Source organism: Ruegeria sp. O5 (genome assembly GCF_056535105.1).
The window spans coordinates 629640-648467 of sequence record NZ_JBQERN010000001.1 but is presented as its reverse complement, the minus strand read 5'-3'; the positions used below and the strand labels follow the sequence as shown (position 1 = coordinate 648467).

Annotated in this window: 20 protein-coding genes; 9 read left to right on the top strand and 11 right to left on the bottom strand. The window is 58.6% G+C overall.

The genetic code is table 11. The features are described from left to right. Nucleotides 1-44 precede the first annotated feature (44 nt). Entirely contained in the window at nt 45-971 is a 927-nt protein-coding gene (locus ACR0M3_RS03225) for a TRAP transporter small permease subunit (RefSeq protein ID WP_480909693.1), read from the top strand. A 17-nt stretch (nt 972-988) separates the two neighbouring features. Continuing rightward, nucleotides 989-3343, top strand: a complete 2355-nt coding sequence (locus ACR0M3_RS03220; protein WP_480504811.1) for a TRAP transporter large permease — start codon at nt 989-991, stop codon at nt 3341-3343. Between the two features lie 134 nt (nt 3344-3477). Here the strand turns inward: ACR0M3_RS03220 and ACR0M3_RS03215 are convergent, their stop codons facing one another. From ACR0M3_RS03215 to ACR0M3_RS03200, 4 genes are all read right to left on the bottom strand, one after another. Then, on the bottom strand, nt 3478-3867 hold the full coding sequence (locus tag ACR0M3_RS03215) for a VOC family protein (RefSeq protein WP_480909689.1): 390 nt from the start codon (nt 3865-3867) through the stop codon (nt 3478-3480). A 7-nt stretch (nt 3868-3874) separates the two neighbouring features. Next, the gene (locus ACR0M3_RS03210; protein ID WP_480480490.1) at nt 3875-4699 is read right to left on the bottom strand and encodes an arginyltransferase; all 825 of its coding nucleotides are present in this window, start codon (nt 4697-4699) and stop codon (nt 3875-3877) included. A gap of 75 nt (nt 4700-4774) precedes the next feature. Next, complete coding sequence (locus ACR0M3_RS03205; RefSeq protein ID WP_209596678.1) at nt 4775-5206, bottom strand: RDD family protein; 432 nt, start codon at nt 5204-5206, stop codon at nt 4775-4777. A 66-nt stretch (nt 5207-5272) separates the two neighbouring features. Beyond that, nucleotides 5273-5695, bottom strand: coding sequence for a DUF2852 domain-containing protein (locus ACR0M3_RS03200; RefSeq protein ID WP_209503649.1), 423 nt, complete (start codon nt 5693-5695; stop codon nt 5273-5275). Between the two features lie 148 nt (nt 5696-5843). Here ACR0M3_RS03200 and ACR0M3_RS03195 point away from each other — a divergent pair, with 148 nt between their 5' ends. The 5 genes from ACR0M3_RS03195 to ACR0M3_RS03175 are packed head-to-tail and all read left to right on the top strand — an operon-like array spanning nt 5844 to nt 11108. Beyond that, nucleotides 5844-6227 carry a DUF4440 domain-containing protein gene (locus tag ACR0M3_RS03195; protein WP_480909686.1) on the top strand — a complete coding sequence of 128 codons (384 nt, stop codon included), beginning with the start codon at nt 5844-5846 and terminating at the stop codon, nt 6225-6227. 49 nt (nt 6228-6276) lie between these two features. Continuing rightward, nucleotides 6277-9072, top strand: a complete 2796-nt coding sequence (locus ACR0M3_RS03190) for a [protein-PII] uridylyltransferase family protein (RefSeq protein WP_480909683.1) — start codon at nt 6277-6279, stop codon at nt 9070-9072. Beyond that, nucleotides 9056-9328: a hypothetical protein gene (locus tag ACR0M3_RS03185; protein ID WP_480504821.1), complete on the top strand. Its 273-nt coding sequence runs from the start codon at nt 9056-9058 to the stop codon at nt 9326-9328. Before ACR0M3_RS03190 ends, ACR0M3_RS03185 begins: the two co-directional genes overlap by 17 nt. A 38-nt stretch (nt 9329-9366) precedes the next feature. After that, complete coding sequence (locus ACR0M3_RS03180; RefSeq protein ID WP_480909680.1) at nt 9367-10569, top strand: RSP_2647 family RNA methyltransferase; 1203 nt, start codon at nt 9367-9369, stop codon at nt 10567-10569. Next, nucleotides 10566-11108 (top strand): RSP_2648 family PIN domain-containing protein, encoded by a 543-nt coding sequence (locus tag ACR0M3_RS03175; protein ID WP_480538068.1) that lies wholly within the window; start codon nt 10566-10568, stop codon nt 11106-11108. The genes ACR0M3_RS03180 and ACR0M3_RS03175 overlap by 4 nt, the downstream gene beginning before the upstream one ends. 71 nt (nt 11109-11179) lie before the next feature. Here ACR0M3_RS03175 and ACR0M3_RS03170 read toward each other — a convergent pair whose 3' ends face one another. The 7 genes from ACR0M3_RS03170 to ACR0M3_RS03140 form a co-directional block, all read right to left on the bottom strand. Next, nucleotides 11180-11866 (bottom strand): M48 family metallopeptidase, encoded by a 687-nt coding sequence (locus ACR0M3_RS03170; protein ID WP_480909677.1) that lies wholly within the window; start codon nt 11864-11866, stop codon nt 11180-11182. Between the two features lie 100 nt (nt 11867-11966). Next, on the bottom strand, nt 11967-12563 hold the full coding sequence (locus tag ACR0M3_RS03165) for an NAD(P)H-dependent oxidoreductase (protein ID WP_267363864.1): 597 nt from the start codon (nt 12561-12563) through the stop codon (nt 11967-11969). A 101-nt stretch (nt 12564-12664) separates the two neighbouring features. Beyond that, the gene (locus ACR0M3_RS03160; protein ID WP_480909674.1) at nt 12665-13849 is read right to left on the bottom strand and encodes a vWA domain-containing protein; all 1185 of its coding nucleotides are present in this window, start codon (nt 13847-13849) and stop codon (nt 12665-12667) included. A 4-nt stretch (nt 13850-13853) separates the two neighbouring features. Next, a complete protein-coding gene (locus tag ACR0M3_RS03155) occupies nt 13854-14024 on the bottom strand; it encodes a hypothetical protein (protein WP_209503658.1) in 171 nt (56 codons plus the stop codon). A gap of 7 nt (nt 14025-14031) precedes the next feature. Further along, entirely contained in the window at nt 14032-15399 is a 1368-nt protein-coding gene (locus tag ACR0M3_RS03150) for a DUF2927 domain-containing protein (protein ID WP_480909671.1), read from the bottom strand. Continuing rightward, nucleotides 15396-15845 (bottom strand): N-acetyltransferase family protein, encoded by a 450-nt coding sequence (locus tag ACR0M3_RS03145; RefSeq protein ID WP_480909668.1) that lies wholly within the window; start codon nt 15843-15845, stop codon nt 15396-15398. The genes ACR0M3_RS03150 and ACR0M3_RS03145 overlap by 4 nt, the downstream gene beginning before the upstream one ends. Before the next feature lie 109 nt (nt 15846-15954). Continuing rightward, complete coding sequence (locus tag ACR0M3_RS03140) at nt 15955-16800, bottom strand: AAA family ATPase (protein ID WP_480473265.1); 846 nt, start codon at nt 16798-16800, stop codon at nt 15955-15957. 381 nt (nt 16801-17181) lie between these two features. Here ACR0M3_RS03140 and dksA point away from each other — a divergent pair, with 381 nt between their 5' ends. Together dksA and ACR0M3_RS03130 are read left to right on the top strand one after the other, a co-directional pair. Beyond that, the gene (gene dksA / locus ACR0M3_RS03135; protein ID WP_209504868.1) at nt 17182-17604 is read left to right on the top strand and encodes an RNA polymerase-binding protein DksA; all 423 of its coding nucleotides are present in this window, start codon (nt 17182-17184) and stop codon (nt 17602-17604) included. 71 nt (nt 17605-17675) lie between these two features. Then, nucleotides 17676-18824, top strand: coding sequence for an FAD-dependent monooxygenase (locus tag ACR0M3_RS03130; protein WP_480772825.1), 1149 nt, complete (start codon nt 17676-17678; stop codon nt 18822-18824). Nucleotides 18825-18828 lie beyond the last annotated feature (4 nt).

Genomic DNA, 18828 nt, shown 5'->3' with positions numbered 1-18828 from the left:
AGCCACAATAGGCCTGCGCGCAACTGAGACGACCTGGGGACAACATGCAGGACGAAAACGGTATCTCGTTCTTCGGCGCCCTGTGGAATGGACTGGTCTGGTTCATTCAGAACATTGCCGAAGCCTTCTATAATTTCGGATATGCGGTCACGCATCCGCAGCTCTGGCTGGACTGGTCTGACAAGGCGTCGATCATGCGCTTTGTCTATTACGGCGGTTCGGTCGAGTTCTTCTTTGTGGTGTTCACCTTCTTTTTGGTTCTGACAGCCGTCGGGTTGTATTACCGGAACTTCATGTGGGCCATCGTGCGCGGCCTGGAAGGTTTTGCAAACACCACCGGGCGGTTCTTTGCCTGGGCGGGTCTGCTGATGGTGATTCAGCAAATTGTCATCGTATTCATGCAACGGGTCTTTACCCGTCCTGATATGTCCTTCGGTCTGGGCATACCGTTCCAGATGGATATCAGCTGGTTCGCGGAAGAGCTGAAACTGTATAACGCCATGGTCGTCTGCCTGTGCTGTACCTACACATTTGTGCAGGGCGGGCATGTGCGCGTTGATCTGATCTATGCCGGTATCAGCCACCGCGCCAAGCGTGTGGTCGATATGTGCGGTGCGTTGCTGTTCATGATGCCAATGGCGGTGCTGACCTGGATGTACGGCTGGTTCTTCCTGTGGCGGCACCTGATCGTGCCGAACCCATCGGCCAGTGACGCGCTGGACCGTCTGGTTGCCAAATCCCGCGCCCTGCGTTGGAACGTGGAAACCATCGGGTTCAGCCCCAACGGGTTCAATGCCTACTTCCTGTTCAAGATCCTGCTGGTGGCCTTTGCGGCCATGGTGTTCCTGCACGCCATCGCGTTTTTGTACCGGTCGTATCTGGAATTTGTGGAAGGGCCGGACAGCGTTGGAAAATACCTCGACAAGGACAGTCTTGGTGAGGGTGAAGAAGCCTATGAAGGCGCGCATTAAGGGCGGAGACAAAGACAATGCTATTCGGACTTGATGGCGTCGAGATAGGCCTTATTATCGTATTCTTTTGCCTTTTCGGGGGCATTCTTTCCGGCTTTCCGGTGGCTTTTGCCATCGGCGGGGCAGGGATTATATCCTTTGGCATCATCGCCGCGCTGGACAGTGCGGGGTTGCTGATCCACCAGGCGATTGACGTTGGATCGCAAAGTTATCGGGACCTTGTGAATTCCGGGATCAAGCCGGACACCATATCGGTGTTCCGATACCCGGATTTGCCAAGGCTCGCCGAACCGGTTTTTGCCTCGGGCTGGGAAACCGCGCTGGACCGCAACGTGTCGTTCATCGTGAACCGCATGAACGAGCGGGTTCTGGCCGGTCAATCCATCGAGACCCTTCTGGCCGTGCTCATGTTTGTTCTGATGGGCATCACGCTGGAACGTTCAAAGATTGCCAACGATCTTCTGACGACGATGGCACGTGTTTTTGGCCCACTTCCGGGTGGTCTGGCCGTGTCGATTGTGGTTGTGGGGGCGTTCCTTGCGGCTTCGACCGGTATCGTTGGCGCGACCGTTGTGACGATGGGCCTGTTGGCGCTTCCAACCATGTTGCGCAACAACTATTCGCCGGAACTGGCGACCGGTGTGATCGCGGCATCGGGCACCTTGGGGCAAATCATTCCACCGTCGATCGTGATCGTCCTGCTGGGCACATTGGCGGGGGATCTGTATTCGACAGCGCAGGAAACCCGGGCTGTTGAAGCCGGTTGTACCGACGCGCTGACCTATCTGGGTGAGCCTGCGGTTGTCTCGGTCGGGACGTTGTTCCAGGCTGCGCTGCTGCCGGGGATCATGCTCGCGCTGCTCTACGCGCTTTACGCCTTTGGCTATGCGCTGCTGAACCCGCACAAGGCGCCTGCAGTGGCTGTGTCCGGTGGCTCCGGGGAACCCATTACGCGGTCAGAAGGCCTGACATGGTTGTTGGGTGCGCCGGTTGCCCTGATCGTCGGTGCGGTCCTTCTGGGCAATGTCGGTGTGATCGGAAGCCAGAATATCTCGGTCTCGGCCTTTTCGGATATTGGCGAGGGTGCGTCGCTGCGGACCAATGTGTCGGCAGAGTGCAAGGCGTCGATGATCGATCTGCACGGGCAGGTTGCCTGGGATCAGGCTGTTGCCGAGCAGGAGGCAATTGATGCCGCTGGCGGCACAGCCGAAGCGCATCGCCTGACAGAAGAGGAACTGGCGGCCGAACAGCAAAAAAGGATTGCCGATGCGGCGCCGATCGGCACCGGAGTGGCGGTAACCCTTGTTCTGCTGGGTCTGACCCTGGTTCTGGGCCGTGGTATCGCACCGTCGCGGTCACCGCAGCCGCTGATCCTTGGCGCGATCGGGCTGTTGCTGATGGCATTGGTCGATATCCTGATGATATCGCCGACCACATCCTCTGGCGTGACTTTCGTACTGCTCGCCCTGCCGTTCGCGCTGGCCATGTATGGCTGCAAAGAGGCTGCGGCGCGCTGTGCCACAAACGATCTGATCCGCGTGGTCTTTCCTCCACTTGTTCTGATCATCGCGGTGCTGGGCTCGATCCTGGGTGGTGTCACCAATCCGACACCGGCGGCTGCGCTTGGTGCGGGTGGCGCGATCATGCTGGCGGCCTATCGCAAGCTGCAGGATCAAGGCCGCTCGGGCAAAGTGGTCATCTGGTCGACCTTCGCCGTTGTCATTGCATTGCTGATGGGGGTCAACTTTGACCTGCGTATCAATCAAGGCAGTGTGACGGTAGAAACCTGGATCGCCTTCATCATTGCCTATGCGGCTTACCTGTACGCCCTGTTCGGGCTGCTGTACGGATGCTGGGTACTGTATTCCAGCGGTGTATTGACCCCGGTGGTGCGCGAGACGGCCAAGGTGACCTCGATGGTGTTCACCATCCTGATCGGATCGCAGTTGCTGAACCTCGTGGTGATTTCATTCGGAGGGGAGCATTATATCCAGCAATTCCTGAAGAGCTTTGACAACGAGTTCACGGTTTTCCTGATCGTGATGCTGGTGCTGTTCATTCTGGGGTTCGTTCTGGATTTCCTCGAGATCATCTACATCGTGATCCCCATCGTGGGCCCTGTGATCTATGGCGGCTCGTTCGATCCGAAATGGGTCACAATTATGGTGGCGGTGAACCTTCAGACGTCGTTCCTGACGCCACCTTTCGGGTTTGCGTTGTTCTACCTTCGGGGGGTTGCGCCGAAGGAGGTCACTACAGGCCATATTTATCGCGGGATCGTTCCGTTTGTTCTGATCCAGGTGATGGGGATCGCGATCTTGTGGTTCTTCCCGACGATTGTCACGATCGTTCCGGACCTGATGCCAAACTGATCCGATCCGGAAGAGAATATTGCAAAGGGGGCCGGCTGGCCCCCTTTTCTGTTTATTTCGGGCAAGGGGCCAGCCCCTTCTTGGCCTGCGGCCAATTCATCCCCGGGATATTTTTGGCCAGATGAAGATGCGGATCAGGTGAACTGGATCAGGTCCCAGCGATTGCCGAAGGGATCACGCCAGACAGCGACGACGCCATAGGATTCTTGGCGGGGTTCTTCTTCGAAGTGGATATCCCTGGCGCGCATGTTCGCATGGTCGCGATAGAAATCATCGGTTTGCAGGAAGAACCCAACGCGCCCGCCGGTCTGGTTGCCTATGGCGGCGGTTTGTTCAGGTCCGTCAGCCTTTGCCAGAAGAAGGCAGCCGCTGTCTGAACCGGGAGGCGCGACCAGAACCCAGCGCTTGCCATTGTCGAGGTCGATGTCCTTGATAAGTTGGAAGCTGAGCGTCTTTGTATAAAACAAGATGGCGTCGTCGTAATCCGGCACCACAAGGGTGACGGCATGCAGGCTTTGTTTCATCGCGCGGTCAGCCTTTGGTCGGGTGCCGGTCAGGGAGCTGGATATTGGCGACCTGTTCGGCGATTGGCGGCGCCGACAAGGGGTGATGCGATGTGCCGGTATAGGCATCCGGATCGCTGATTTTTTGCCAGCCCCCCTGAATATAGGCCTCGAGCCCTGAAAACTTGGCTTTGTAGCCCATCTTGGGGCTGCCGGGGACCCAGTACCCCAGATAGATATAGGGCAGGCCCGCCTCACGTGCGATGTCGATATGGTCGAGGATCATGTAGGTGCCGAGTGAGTTTTGCGGCTGTTCCGGGTCGTAGAAAGAATAGACCATACTTAGCCCGTCATCGAGCACATCGGTCAGGCTGACGGCGATCAACTCGCCCGTTTCAGGATCGGCATATTCCACAACGCGGCTGCGGATCGGTGTTTCCTCGATCATCGCGGCGAATTCGAAAACATCCATGTCAGCCATGCCGCCATCGGCGTGACGGGTATCAAGATAGCGGCGGAACAGCTCGTATTGCTCATCCGTGGCCCATGGCGAGGTTGCGCGGCGTTCCAGGTAACCATTCCGCCTTGCTGCGCGCTTCTGGCTTTTGGTCGGCCGGAAGGCTGAAACATCGATCCGGGCCGACAGGCAGGCTGCGCAATCCGTACACGAAGGACGGTAGAGTACATTCTGAGACCGGCGAAATCCTTGTTGAGACAGGGAGTTGTTCAGCTGTTCAGCCCCTTCGCCTTGCAGGGCGGTGAACAGTTTACGTTCCATCCTGCCGCCAAGATAAGGGCAGGGCTGCGGTGCCGTGACATAGAATTGTGGCGCAATTGGCAGCGTATGTCGCATGAAATCCCCATCCAACCTCGGGAGGGATGATAGCAACCGTTCCCGAGACCGCCAAGTGTTTCACGCAACCTTGCGTCAGGCCCGTTGGTTGATCATCACGGTGCCCAGAAAACTGTCGGTCAGACCCTGGCCACGGGCGCTGGTCATCATCATGATGACCGAGATGATCTGGACCACGGGAAAGGCCATGCTGACAAAATAGCCGGCAGTGTGGGCAAGCGCCTTGCCCAGGTCCATTCGTTCTCCGAACGCGTCACGCAGCTCGATCCCCATAAAGCGCATACCCAGCGTGGCTGAGCCGTTGGCGATGGTCACCACCCGGTAGACGAAACTGACAACGGCGTAGATCAGGGCCAGGAAAAACAGACCCAGAAACGCAGTAAAGAGGATTGCCACCGTGCAAAGCAGCGAAATGAAGGCGATATCGAACAGCCAGGCGACAAAGCGTTTGGTTGTCACGGAACGATAGAAATCGGGTTGGGTGTCCGGGTTGGGCAGATGGTTCATTCGATAGGTCCGAAAAACTGGGGTGGGGGCACCCTGTCCCGAAACACCGGGGCAGGGCAAGGTCAATCAGGCGGGCTCGCCCTTGCCGTCTTCGTCATGGTTCTCGCGGGCGCGTTCATCCATGAATTGGTCGAATTCGGCCTTGTCCTTGGCGTCACGCAGGCGGCGTAGGAAGGCTTCGAAATCCTGTTGTTCACGTTCCAGGCGGGCCAGGGTATCTGCTTTGTAGGCGTCAAAGGCGCTGTTGCCTGAGGGCTTCATTGCGCTCATGTGGCTGTGCCAGGATTTACGACGGTTGCAGGATTTGCTGAACATGCGTTTGCTCCAGATCATGTAGGCCAGCAGGGCAAGGCCAACGGGCCAGAAGAAGATGAAACCAAGAACCATGGCGGCGATCCAGGCCCCTTTGCCTTTGTCATCCAGCCAGGCTTCGGTTCGATAAAGCCATCCCGGATTCGCGGGGACGGCGGGGTCGGACAATGCGGTCATTTGAGCTCTCCAGGGTTGATGTAAACTCTATTCACATTGCATAGATGGGGTACCGTTTGGACGGGTGCAAGGGGTAATGTGAAAAAGATTTACATTATGCAATCCGGTTGACGTTTCAGGAACTGGCCCACAGGGTCGGAGTATGGATATGACGGACAACAAAGCTGCCCTTGCACTAAAGGACATACTTGAACTGGAAACACAGGTCTGGGTGGCGCTGGTTGAAGGTAATGCCAGCGCCGACCGCGCCTTGCTGAGCGCGGATTTTCTGGGCGTTTATCCCACGGGGTTTGCCAATCGGGACGATCACGTCGGGCAATTTGCAGATGCGCCAACGATGGCCGAGTTTGATCTGAGTGACGCCCGGTTACGCATTCTGACCCCGGATATCGTCTTGTTGTCCTACCGCGCCGATTACCTGCGCCCGGGCGCAGATCGGCGCGAGGCAATGCTGATTTCATCTTTGTGGGAAAGAAGAAACGACGTATGGATCAACAGCTTCAGTCAGGATACGCCGGTTCAGGTAACCTGATCAGAATGCCCCATTGACGATTGCGCCCCGCAATGCGCAGGGTGCGCGCATGACTGACGCTCTTGCCATTACCCGCCTTCCGCGTGCGTTTGATCCGTCTCTGGGCGATGAAACCCGCGCTCTGATACCTGATCTGTCGCAGGAGATGGGAGAGCTGGTGGCGGGAACCGCCGGGTCCAGCCCATATCTGAAAGGCTTGATCGAACGTGAAAGGGAATGGCTGCCTGATGCCTTATTGCGCCCGGATCAGGCACTGTCTGAAGTCATGGCGGATGCGCGTAAGCTGCCGACGGATCAGCTGAAATCCGGCTTGCGGCAGGCCAAGCGGCGGGTGGCGCTGTTGACCGCGCTTGCCGACATTGCAGGTGCCTGGCCGCTTGAAAAAGTCACCGCGGCACTGACCGATTTCGGGGCACTGGCCGCGGATACTGCGGCCAAGGCCGAGATTGCGACGTTGATCCGGCGCAACAAACTGCCGGGTATGACCGAGGACGATATCGAAACTGCCGCCGGGATGGTCATTCTGGCCATGGGCAAGATGGGCGCGCATGAGCTGAACTACAGCTCGGATATCGATCTGATTGTGCTGTTTGATGAGACGCGGTTTGACCCCGATGACTTCTACGAGGCCCGGCAGGGCATGGTGCGGGCAACGCGGAACTTCTGCGCGACGCTCAGCGACAAGACTGCCGATGGCTATGTTTTCCGTACCGATCTGAGGCTGAGGCCAGATCCTGCCGTAACACCGGTCTGCATGGCGATGGAGGCCGCTGAACGGTACTACGAAAGCCTCGGCCGCACGTGGGAGCGCGCGGCGTATATCAAGGCCCGTCCCTGTGCCGGAGACTTGGCTGCGGGGCAGCGGTTTCTGGACACATTGCGCCCCTTTGTCTGGCGTCGCCATCTGGATTTTGCCGCCATTCAGGACGCGCATGATATGCGTCTTCGGATTCGCGAAAATAAAGGTACGGGCGGGGCCTTGTCGATTCCCGGCCACGACATGAAGCTGGGGCAGGGCGGTATTCGCGAGATCGAGTTCTTCACCCAGACCCGTCAGCTGATCGCAGGTGGTCGCGATCCGGATTTACGGGTGCGCGGAACGGTTCCGGGGTTGGCGGCGTTGGCGTCAAAAGGCTGGGTGCCGCAGGATGTCGCGGATAAATTGACCGATCATTACCGGGCACATCGCGAAGTCGAACACCGCATTCAGATGGTTCATGATGCACAGACGCATAAGGTGCCGAAATCACCGGAAGGCATTGAACGCATCGCCTGTTTGATAGGGATCGGCAGCGATGAACTGAAACAGGACCTGAAAAACCGCCTGACCGAAGTGCACGAACTGACTGAAGGATTTTTTGCGCCTGGACCCGGTCCTGCACCTGTGGCGGCACAGGATGTGGAGTTTGACCAGAGTGTTCTGGCCCGGTGGACGACCTATCCGGCCTTAAGGTCCCAGCGCGGGTCGCGGATATTCGAACGGTTGCGGCCCGAGTTGCTGTCGCGTCTTGCCAAGACCGCCAAACCGGATGAGGCGTTGATGGCGCTGGATGGGTTTCTGTCTGGCCTTCCCGCCGGGGTTCAGCTGTTTTCCTTGTTCGAGGCCAATCCGCAACTGATCGACCTGCTGGTCGATATCGTTGGCACATCTCATGCTCTGGCTTCGCATCTGTCGCGCAATGCCTCGGTTTTCGACGCGGTGATCGGCGGCAGTTTCTTTGCCGATTGGCCGGGGCAGAAGGCATTGCAAATCGAACTGGCCCGTGCGCTGGCGGAAGAGCCTGACTATGAAACCCGGCTCGACCTTGCACGGCGCTGGTGCAAGGAATGGCATTTCCGGGTCGGTGTCCACCACTTGCGGGGTCTGATCGACGGGGCACAGGCAGGTCGGCAATATGCAGAACTTGCACAATCGGTGATTGCCGCCATCCTGCCATATGTTGCCGAGAATTTCGCCCGCAAACACGGACCCGCCCCGGGGCGCGGAGCGGCGGTGTTGGGCATGGGGTCGCTGGGCGCAGGACGGATCAATTCGCAATCCGATCTGGACATGATTGTGATCTATGACCCGCAGGATCAGGACATGTCCGATGGTCCGCGTCCTCTGGCCACGCGCACCTATTATGCGCGGTTCACGCAGGCGCTGATCACGGCACTTTCGGCACCGATGTCACAGGGGCGGTTGTATGAGGTCGACATGCGCCTGCGCCCGTCCGGCAATCAGGGGCCGGTTGCCACCAGTTGGGCCAGCTTTACCAATTATCAGCAGAACGAGGCCTGGGTGTGGGAACATCTGGCCCTGACCCGTGCTCATGTCGTTGCGGGTGATGCCGGTTTGGCAAATGATATCGAAGCGTTCCGCGCCGGGTTTCTGTCGCGCCCACGCGAGCGGGACAATGTCTTGCGCGAAGTCGCCGAGATGCGAACGCGTCTGGCCGCAGCCAAGGCACCCGCCGGGACCTGGGATGCCAAAAACGGGCCCGGCCGCCTGATGGATATCGAACTGATGGCCGAAACCGGTGCCTTGCTGGCAGGGACTACGGCACGCGATGTGTCCTCGGGCCTCGATGGAGCCGTCGCTGCCGGGTTGCTGGATGTCGCGCAGGCGCAATCCCTGAAAGACTGCTACAGCCTATGCTGGTCGGTGCAATGTGCGGCCCGGCTTCTCTCGGGCAAGGTCATCGAGGCGGAGCAGATCGGTGAAGGAGGTGTGGATTTCCTGTGCCGTGCCACCGGGTTTGAACAGGTCGATGCACTGCAACGGGCATTGCAGGAGAGTTACACAACTGCGGCCGACCTGATCGGCGGCGTGATCCAAGAGGGCGAAGATGGCACGCAGCACTGATCCCAATGACCACAAAGGTCTGATCCAGGAAGCCTATCGCATCGAAGGCATCACCCTGCCGGAATGCCGCAGCATATTTCTGGACTGGGCGCTCAGCTTGCCCGAAGAGCGTGACCAGAACACGGCGCTGACCGAATTGCACGCGGCATACGCGCTGCACAGCCCGGATCATCCCATGACTCAGGTTCTGTCCGAGGGCCTTCAGGCGGCCCAAACCCCGAAACGGCGTGGCGGCTGGCGCTCTCGGAACCGCTAGGGCTTTTCCATCGGCACATTCGCGACTAAGAGGGCGCCATGACCCAAACTGCCGACCGCCCCCGTATCCGCCTGAAACCCAAAGCCAACGCGCGCGGCCTGCGCCATGGTTTCCCTTGGGTCTATGCAAATGACATCGTCACCGACCGCCGCACGCGCAAGATCCCCGCAGGCGCTCTGGCGATTCTCGAGGATGACAACCGTGCAGCGCTTGCGCTGGTGGCCGTCAATCCTGACTCAAAAATCATGTGCAGGGTGCTGGATCGCGACACCAACGCGCAGTTGGACAATATTTGGTTCGAAACCCGCCTCAGCCGCGCCGTTGCACTGCGTGAACGTCTGTTTGATGCGCCTTTCTATCGTCTGGTCCACGCCGAGGCCGATGGCTTTCCCGGTGTGATCATCGACAGGTTTGGCGATAGCTGTGTCATCCAGCCCAACGCGGCCTGGGCCGAGATGCATCTGGATACGCTCACCGACGCGCTGATCAAGGTCGCAGGCGTGACGACGGTGCTGAAAAACGCCTCGGGCCGTACGCGCGGGCTGGAAGGGCTGGACGATGAGAACCAGACTTTGCACGGCACCGCACCCGACGCACCCCTGCCTGTGCCGATGAATGGTGCCACGTATATGGCCGACCTGACCGGAGGTCAGAAAACCGGCCTGTTTTACGATCAACGCCCCAACCATGCCTTTGCCGCACGGCTGGTACATCCCGGAGCGCAGGTGTTGGACGTGTTCAGCCATGTCGGCGGCTTTGGTCTGGCAATGCTGGCCGCAGGTGCCGGACAAGCCCTGTCCGTCGATGGGTCTGCTGCCGCGCTGGAACTGGCCACCAAAGGCGCTGCGGCATCGGGCCTTGCCGACAGGTTCCAGACACGGCAGGGCGACGCGTTCGATGTTCTGACCCAATTGGGGGACGAGGGTGCGGCGTTTGACGTGGTTATCTGTGACCCACCTGCCTTTGCCCCCTCAAAACAAGCGCTGGACGCGGGGTTGCGCGCTTATGAGCGTATCGCACGGCTTGCCGCACCTCTGGTCAAACCCGGCGGCTATCTGGGGCTGTGCTCGTGTTCTCATGCCGCCGATCTGGGGCGGTTCCGCGACGCCTCCTCCCGCGGGATCGGCCGGGCGGGTCGACAGGCGCAACTGATCCACACCGGATTTGCCGGGCCGGATCACCCGCAACTGCCGCAACTGGCGGAAAGCGGCTACCTCAAAGCGGTGTTCTATCGCCTATGAAGGCTGTTCTCGACACTTGCGTCCTCTATCCCACGGTCATGCGCGAGATGCTGTTGGGTGCCGCGCGATTGGGGCATTTCACCCCGCTCTGGTCCGCCCGCATCCTCGAAGAATGGGCCCGCGCCGCCCGCAAGCTGGGCCCGACAGGTGAGGCGCAGGCGCGCGCCGAGATCGCGTTGGTGCAAGCGGCCTGGCCGGATGCCGAACGTCCAGCGAACGAGGGTCTTCAAAACCGCCTGTGGCTGCCGGACGCCGCAGATGTCCACGTGCTGGCCACAGCAATAGCTGCTTCCGCTGATCTGATTGTCACGGTTAATGCCAAGGATTTTCCCAGAAATATCCTGACTGATGAAGGGCTTGACCGGCAAGATCCCGACAGCCTGCTGTACGGCTTTTGGCAATCCAATCCAGAAGGCATGAGCACACTTGCCACTCAGGTCCTGACAGAGGCCAATCGCCTCTCAGCCGAAAAATGGACCCTTCGCGCGCTCATGAAAAAAGCCCGGCTTCCGCGATTGGGCAAGGCACTCGCCACCTGAGCGAGATCCAGCTTCATCTGGCCAAAAATATCCCGGAGAGCGCGAGAGGCTGGCCTCTCGCAGCACAGGCTTCACTGCTGTGCCCAACGCTGTTCAAGCTTTTCCAGCGCCGCAACACGTTCATCTGTCTTGGGATGGCTCATCAGCCAGGCCGGGACCACCCCGGCGCGTTGCTGTGTCAACTCTTCCAGCTTATGAAACAGTGATTTCTGCGGGCCGATTCCGATACCGGCTTTTGTCAGCAAAGCGGCTGCGTATTCATCCGCCTCATACTCGTCCTGCCGCGACAGGCGCGAGGCGATCAGTGCGGTCAACGCATTGGCAATCATCGCCCCGACAAAGGGGATGAACCTGTTCAGAACCATGATCAGCGCCGTTCGCATCGCATTCTGCCCTGAAAAATCGATCATCCGCCGCCGCGCGTGACCTAGTGCCACATGGCCCAACTCATGCGCGATTACACTGGCCATTTCCTCAGCCGAAACCTCGCCGTTGCGGAATTTGCGATAAAATCCCCGGGTGATGAATATCCGCCCGTCCGGTGCGGCCAACCCGTTCACCGGGTCGATCTCGTAGATATAAACCGGGACCCGTTCGATCTCGAGCGCGGCAGCCAGCCGGTCGGTCATGCGCTTGAGGGCCGGGTCAACAAGCTCGGTCGATTTTGCGTCCAGTTCCCGATGGGTGCGCCAGACGGAAATCCGGTACATCACAATTCCATAGGCAATGGCCAGCAGGATCGGGGTCAGGCGAAGCATGGGTTAGATATGGGTTTTCAACACCCCAAGAGCAAATGGAAAATAACAGCTTTTCTCTGTTCTGTTTCATTTCGAAGTGAGGCTGTCGATGTAACCGTGTTCATGGATCGCTTTCAGGTTGCGGAAGCGTAAGTCCAATTTCATAGCAACGTTCCAAAAGCGCCTGTCGACGCAGGGCTGACCCGGTCGCACCATGCAACAGCTCGAGTTTCCGGGGTGAAAACCCGAAATACCCAAACGTGCCATTCGTCCAGAGTGTCTCAAGCGCGTCGGTATATCCTTTGGCTTCCATTTCGTCAGAACGCGCACCGGCTGGCACCAACAATAACCCAGTTCGGGACCTCTGGAGGGACTTTTCCGGATCGTCCAACTGATCGTAGGCCCAGCCCCACATCCACACGCGGTCGACCCAGCCTTTCATCATCGAAGGCATTCCCCACCAGAACAACGGAAAGGCCAGGCAGATTGCATCGGCGCGCGCAATCCGTGTTTGTTCCGCAAGTATGTCTTGCGGTGCGCCAGTGCCTGCTTCGCCTTCTATGTCCGCCATTGACCAGCGTGGATCGAACCCTTCTGCATGCAAATCCGCAATCTCGGTAGTATGGCCAGCCGCCTTTGCGCCTTCGCTGAGTTTCGCGACAGCGGCGGCCGTAAAGGAGTTCGGCTTTGGGTGATCCAGGATTGTCAGCAGATGCACAGTAAGCTCCTCAGGTTTTCAAACGGCAACCGGGTTACTGTGAAAGCTCAACCCTGCTTGAGGTCAAGGTATTAATCAGCAGGAATACCTGATGGCGTGTGTCACCGCGTCAGCTCGCGCATTCCCTTTTCCAGACCAGCCAGCGTCATGGGCACCATGCGATCTTCAAAGATGTCGCGGATCATGCCGATGGAATGAGTATATTCCCAGTATTTCTCGGGCACCGGGTTGATCCACAGATTTGACGCCCACTGTTCGCGCGCGCGTTGCAGCCAGACTTGCCCGGCTTCCTGATTCCAATGTTCATTGGCACCGCCGGGATAGGCAATCTCATAGGGGCTCATCGAGGCGTCGCCGACAAAGATGCACTTGTAGTCGGATCCATAGGTGCGCAGTACTTCGTGGGTCGGGGTCTGTTGGTTCCAGCGGCGGCGGTTGTCGCGCCAGACCCCTTCATACAGGCAATTGTGAAAGTAGTAATATTCCAGATGCTTGAACTCGGTTCTTGCAGCGGAAAACAACTCCTCAACCACTTTAATATGCGGGTCCATCGAGCCGCCGACGTCCAGAAACAACAGCACCTTCACCGCGTTGTGACGCTCGGGCCGGGTTTTGACATCCAGATAGCCATGCTCGGCCGTGGCACGGATGGTGCCGTCCAGATCCAGCTCTTCGGCTGCTCCCTCCCGCGCCCAGCGGCGCAGGCGTTTCAGGGCGACCTTGATGTTGCGGGTGCCCAGTTCAACCGTGTCATCAAGGTTCCTGAATTCCCGCTTGTCCCAGACCTTGACCGCACGCTGGTGGCGGCTTTCTTTCTGACCAATACGGACGCCTTCGGGGTTATACCCATATGCCCCGAACGGAGAGGTTCCGGCGGTGCCAATCCATTTGTTACCGCCCTGGTGGCGGCCTTGTTGTTCCTTGAGTCGTTCGCGCAGTGTTTCCATCAGCTTGTCGAAACCGCCGAGCGCTTCGATCTCGGCCTTCTCCTCATCCGACAGGTGTTTCTCGGCCATCTTGGCGAGCCAATCGGCGGGGATATCGACAGCTTCCAACACCTGATCGAAACTGATCTCGCCCAAGCCCTCAAAACTGACGGCAAAGGCGCGGTCGAATTTGTCGATATTGCGCTCGTCCTTCACCATCGACACCCGGGCAAGGTAATAGAATGCTTCGACATCATAGGTGACCAGACCCTTTTTCATGCCTTCCAGAAAAGTCAGATACTCCCGGAGCGATACGGGGATGCCCGCTTTGCGGAGGTTTTCGAAAAAGGGCAGGAACATCGCGTCACGCCACCATGCGAAGCAGAACCAGCGAGATCACCAGCCCCACAAGCGCAAAAGCGATCCCATATCCGGCAGCATACTGCGCCATGTCGGCGCCGTTTCCATTGCGTTTTTTTGCGGTCAAAGCGCCCAGGATTGCACCCAGTATCGCCATTCCCAGTACTAGCAACATATGTGTTTTATCCGTCTTTCGTGCTGTCAGCGGGGCGTCGGCCACTGTTTTGAGCCAGAGATTGAGCCACCAAATCCGAACCGAACCCGTATCGCGCCCATCCAAGGCTGTCCAGCCTGACGGCACGTGCCTGCTGCAATTGACCGGCCTGTTTCAAGGCCTCGGACTTCAGCAGCAGCAAGGTGGCCAGAAGCGAAGCGTTTTCCGCGCGGGTCATCACGTCGATGGCCTGATCCAGTTCGGGCAGGACCTCGGGCCCGCGATCCTGCGCAAGCGCAAAGGCTGCGGTCTGGGTTGAGACATAAGCCTGATGAACCTCGGTTCCGGGCGTCGCGCGAAGAAATTGTTGCGCGATCTTGAACTGCCGCTGGGCCTCTGCCGGGTCACGAAACTGCTCCATCCGACCCATCAGGTAGTGGGGATAGGCACGGCGGTGGTCCGTCCACCCCAATTGCTGCCCGATGCGGGCTGCCTTTTGCGCGGCGCGCATCTGTCGGGGGGAACCCGGCCCCGGTCCCAGTGATTTCTGGATCGCGTTGATCCACTCTCGGGGGGTATTTGTGGGGGATTGCGCAGCTAGTCGTTCGCCGCGTGGATTTAGACGGCTGAGAATTCCGGGGATAACGGCAGCGACCTGATCGCGGGTCATGCCGGTGTGCAGTTCGGGCTCATAAGCCGCGCGCAGGATCAGCATGTCGAACCCGGTCAAGACCGTATGAATATTGTCGTCGTTGAACACCGAATCCGGCAGATGATAGAGGTCGTTCAGCGGACCAAGGGCCTGCGCCAGTTCTTCGTGCAGGCAATCGCGCATTTCCTGCGGGCTGACATCATAGGGGATGAATATCCCCAATCGTTCGCGTTGGCGCAGCTCAACCCAACTGCTTTTGGGTTTGCGACGGTCGCGCTGATACTCAGCCAGGCTGGACGCGTTTGGCACCACGAAACAGGCCGCGTTTGGCAGAATTTGCAGAATGTCCTTCTGGCTGACCGCTTCGATTGTGATATTGGCCTGACCTTCGTTGATTTGTCGGATGTTGATACCCGCCTCGCGCTTCAGGCGGTTCAGCAGGCGGGTCAAATCCTGCTGCATACTTTGTGTCGGCGATCCGGTCAGGCGAACGGTGATCGGCGTTTCGAACCGGGTGAAAACGGGCAGGGCGGCCCCGCTTTCCAGTTCGAAATGCAGGGACAGGAAATCCGACGCGATGTTCGTATTGGACCGTGCCGGTGGAGAGGGACGCGGTGCCGCAAAAGACTTGGCCGGCGGCAACGCCACTTCGACATATGGGGCATCGTTCCCGAGTTCGATTGTCTCGACAGACGTGCAGCCAGCGATAACCAGCGCCAGAAAAAGGGCGCCCAAACGCATCATGGGCGGGCGTACTTGATGAACGGTGTCAGGGTGCCGATGCGATCATAAAGGTGGCGTGCCGTGGTGTTGAACTCTTGCGTAAGCCAGTAAACGGATGGGGCGCCCTGGCGATCGGCCTCTTCATAAACCGCCTGAATCAAAGCGCGACCGACGCCCGTTCCTCGGGTTTCAGGTCGGGCGAACAGGTCTTGCAGGTAACAGACCTTTTCCACTTTCCAGGCGTGGCGATGAAACAGGTAATGCGTCAGCCCGACCAAAACGCCCTCCTGTTCCGCAACGAAACAGGAAAAATCCTGCGGGTCGTCGCCCAACAATCTGGAAAAGGTCGATTCATACACGTTTTCAGGCAGGGTGGTTTCATAAAACGCCAGATAATCCCGCCACATTTCGGCCCACTGATCTTTGTCCTCGGCCCGCAGGGTCCGGATTGTCAGAGCGTTCGCCAAGTAATGACCCCAATATTGCTGCTTCGAAACGCGGTTGCGTCAGGTATCTCGATGCTGACACCCGAGATACCCAATGGCAAGCCGTGATCACTGATTGTTCACACGCAGGCTAGCGTTTGCCACGTGCCATGAAAGCAAGACGTTCGAACAGATGCACATCCTGTTCATTTTTCAGCAAAGCGCCATGCAGCTTCGGCAGCGCGCTGGCCCCGTCACGCCTGAGGTCTTCGGCCGTCAGGTCTTCGGCCAGCAACAGCTTCAGCCAGTCCAGCACCTCCGAGGTCGAGGGCTTTTTCTTGAGCCCTTGCGTCTCTCGGATCTCATAGAATTGCGTCAGCGCGGCGGTCAGAAGTGCGTCCTTGATGCCGGGATGATGCACATCAACGATCCGGCGCATCGTCGCCTCATCCGGAAAGCGTATATAGTGGAAAAAACAGCGGCGCAGGAAAGCGTCTGGCAGCTCTTTTTCGTTGTTCGAGGTTATGATGACGATAGGGCGGTGCTTGGCCCGGATCGTCTCGCCCGTTTCGTAGACGTGGAACTCCATCTTATCGAGCTCCTGCAACAGGTCATTGGGGAACTCGATATCCGCCTTGTCGATTTCATCGATCAGCAGAACAACCTTTTCGTCGGCGTCGAAGGCCTGCCACAGCTTGCCCTTGCGGATATAGTTCGACACATCATGGACACGCTCTTCGCCCAGTTGGCTGTCACGCAGGCGGCTGACGGCATCATATTCGTAAAGACCCTGCTGCGCGCGGGTGGTGGATTTCACATTCCACTCGATCATTTTCAGCCCCAGCGCACCGGCTACCTGTCTGGCCAACTCGGTCTTGCCGGTACCGGGTTCGCCCTTCACTAACAGGGGGCGCTCAAGCGTGACAGCGGCGTTCACGGCAATGGTCAGATCGTCGGTGGCGACATATTCGGCTGTACCTTGGAAACGTGCGGTCATGGGCCTCTCGTGCGTATATTGCGTTGGACGGGCAGCTTGTGGTTTCCGGGTTACAGAGCGGCAAGGTTTTTTACAACCCGCGTCCCTGCGTCGCCCGGCGGGAATTGTGCTGCAACTCCAAGCCCTTTTGCTTGATTCCGATGTAGACCTTTCCCGGACGTTGTACCTCTCGCCCCAAAAAAGCCTGTCAAATTTCATAGAAATACAAGGTTTTGTTGATGTTTGTCTCATAGTTAGACAAATCCGCGGGGGTGCACTGTTGCGCAACGTTTGTGTAGTGACATTCCACCGCCCGTCGGCTAAACGCTGCGCAGAAGGGAGAGCCAAATGTCAGCTGAAACAGCCTCGAACGACGTTACTGGCCATACCGAGGGAGCAAATATGAAGCAGGAAGTTTTTCTGCCGGAAGATTACCGTCCGGCCGAAGATGAGCCTTTCATGAATGATCGTCAGCTTGAGTATTTCCGTCGCAAGCTGCTGGATTGGAAGACAGAGTTACTGGCTGGTAGCCGCGACACCATCGAAGGGCTGCAAGACAACACCCGCAACATTCCGGACGTCGCGGACCGCGCTAGCGAAGAAACAGACCGTGCGCTGGAACTTCGGACCCGTGATCGTCAGAGGAAGCTGGTCGCAAAGATCGACTCGGCCCTGCGCCGGATTGATGATGGCGAATACGGGTATTGCGAAATGACGGGCGATCCGATCTCGCTGAAGCGTTTGGACGCGCGACCGATTGCAACCATGACACTTGAAGCGCAAGAGCGCCACGAGCGTCGCGAAAAGGTCCACCGCGACGATTAATCGCCGGGTATGTGTAAGAAATCCAAACGCCGGGGCCTGTGGCTCCGGCGTTTTTGCGTTATGTGGGTGTCATGAAGATAGACGGATTGAAATTCTGTGTAATCGGCGGTGGAATCGGCGGCCTGGCCTCGGCACTGGCGCTGCAACACCGTGGGGCGCATGTCACGCTTCTGGAGCAAGCCCCGGCCCTGACCGAAGTCGGTGCTGGTTTGCAGATCAGCGAGAACGGGATGCGCGTTCTTCATGCACTTGGCGTCACAGGTCTTTCTGTCGGGCAGAAATCCCATGGAACTGTCTTGCGCGATTACCGAAATGGGCGCGTGGTCAGTCGGCTGCCAGGCCCCGCAGCTGGTCCGACCTACTACTACCACCGTGCCGACCTTCTGAACCTTCTTCATGATGCGGCCTGTGACGCAGGCGTGGATCTCCGGTTGGGTGCCAAAGTTTCGCATGTGCAAAAGCACCCCAACGAGGCAGAGGTGGTCTTGGCGTCAGGCGAGCGAATTCGCGCAGAATGCGCCATTGCGGCCGATGGCGGCCGCAGCGTGCTCCGCCCGGCTCTGAACGGGGCAGAGGCGCCGGAGTTCACGCATCAGGTAGCGTGGCGCGCCACCATCCCCTGGCAGCCCGGTCGCGACCCGGTTTCGGCGTCCCTGACCATGGGGCCTGGGCGGCATGTGGTAACCTATCCGTTGCGTGACGAAAGCCTGATGAACATTGTCGCGGTCGAGGAGCGTTCGGACTGGCGGGAAGAAGGATGGCGTCAGACGGGCGATCCTGACGAGTTGCGTAAGCGATTTGCCGATTTCGGTGGCCCCGCGCGCGACATTCTGTCGAAAGTCACGGATGTGCATCTGTGGGCATTGTTTCTTCGGCCTGTCGCCCAAAACTGGCAGAATGGTCGGTTGGTTCTGCTAGGGGACGCGGCCCATCCAACATTGCCATTTATGGCACAGGGTGCATGTCTGGCGCTCGAGGACGCCTGGGTGCTGACGCGCGCGTTTGACGAACGATCGGGTATCACCAGCGCGTTGGCAACCTATGAAACGACCCGCAAACCAAGGGCGCAGCGCGTTGTCGCGGCGGCCGGATCAAATGCGCGGAACTTTCATCTGCGCGGCCCAGCCCGATTGGCTGCGCAATGTGTGCTGAGAGTCGTTGGTGCCCGGTTGTCCCAACGCTATGAATGGATCTACAGTCACGACGTCACGGTTGCCTAGGGCC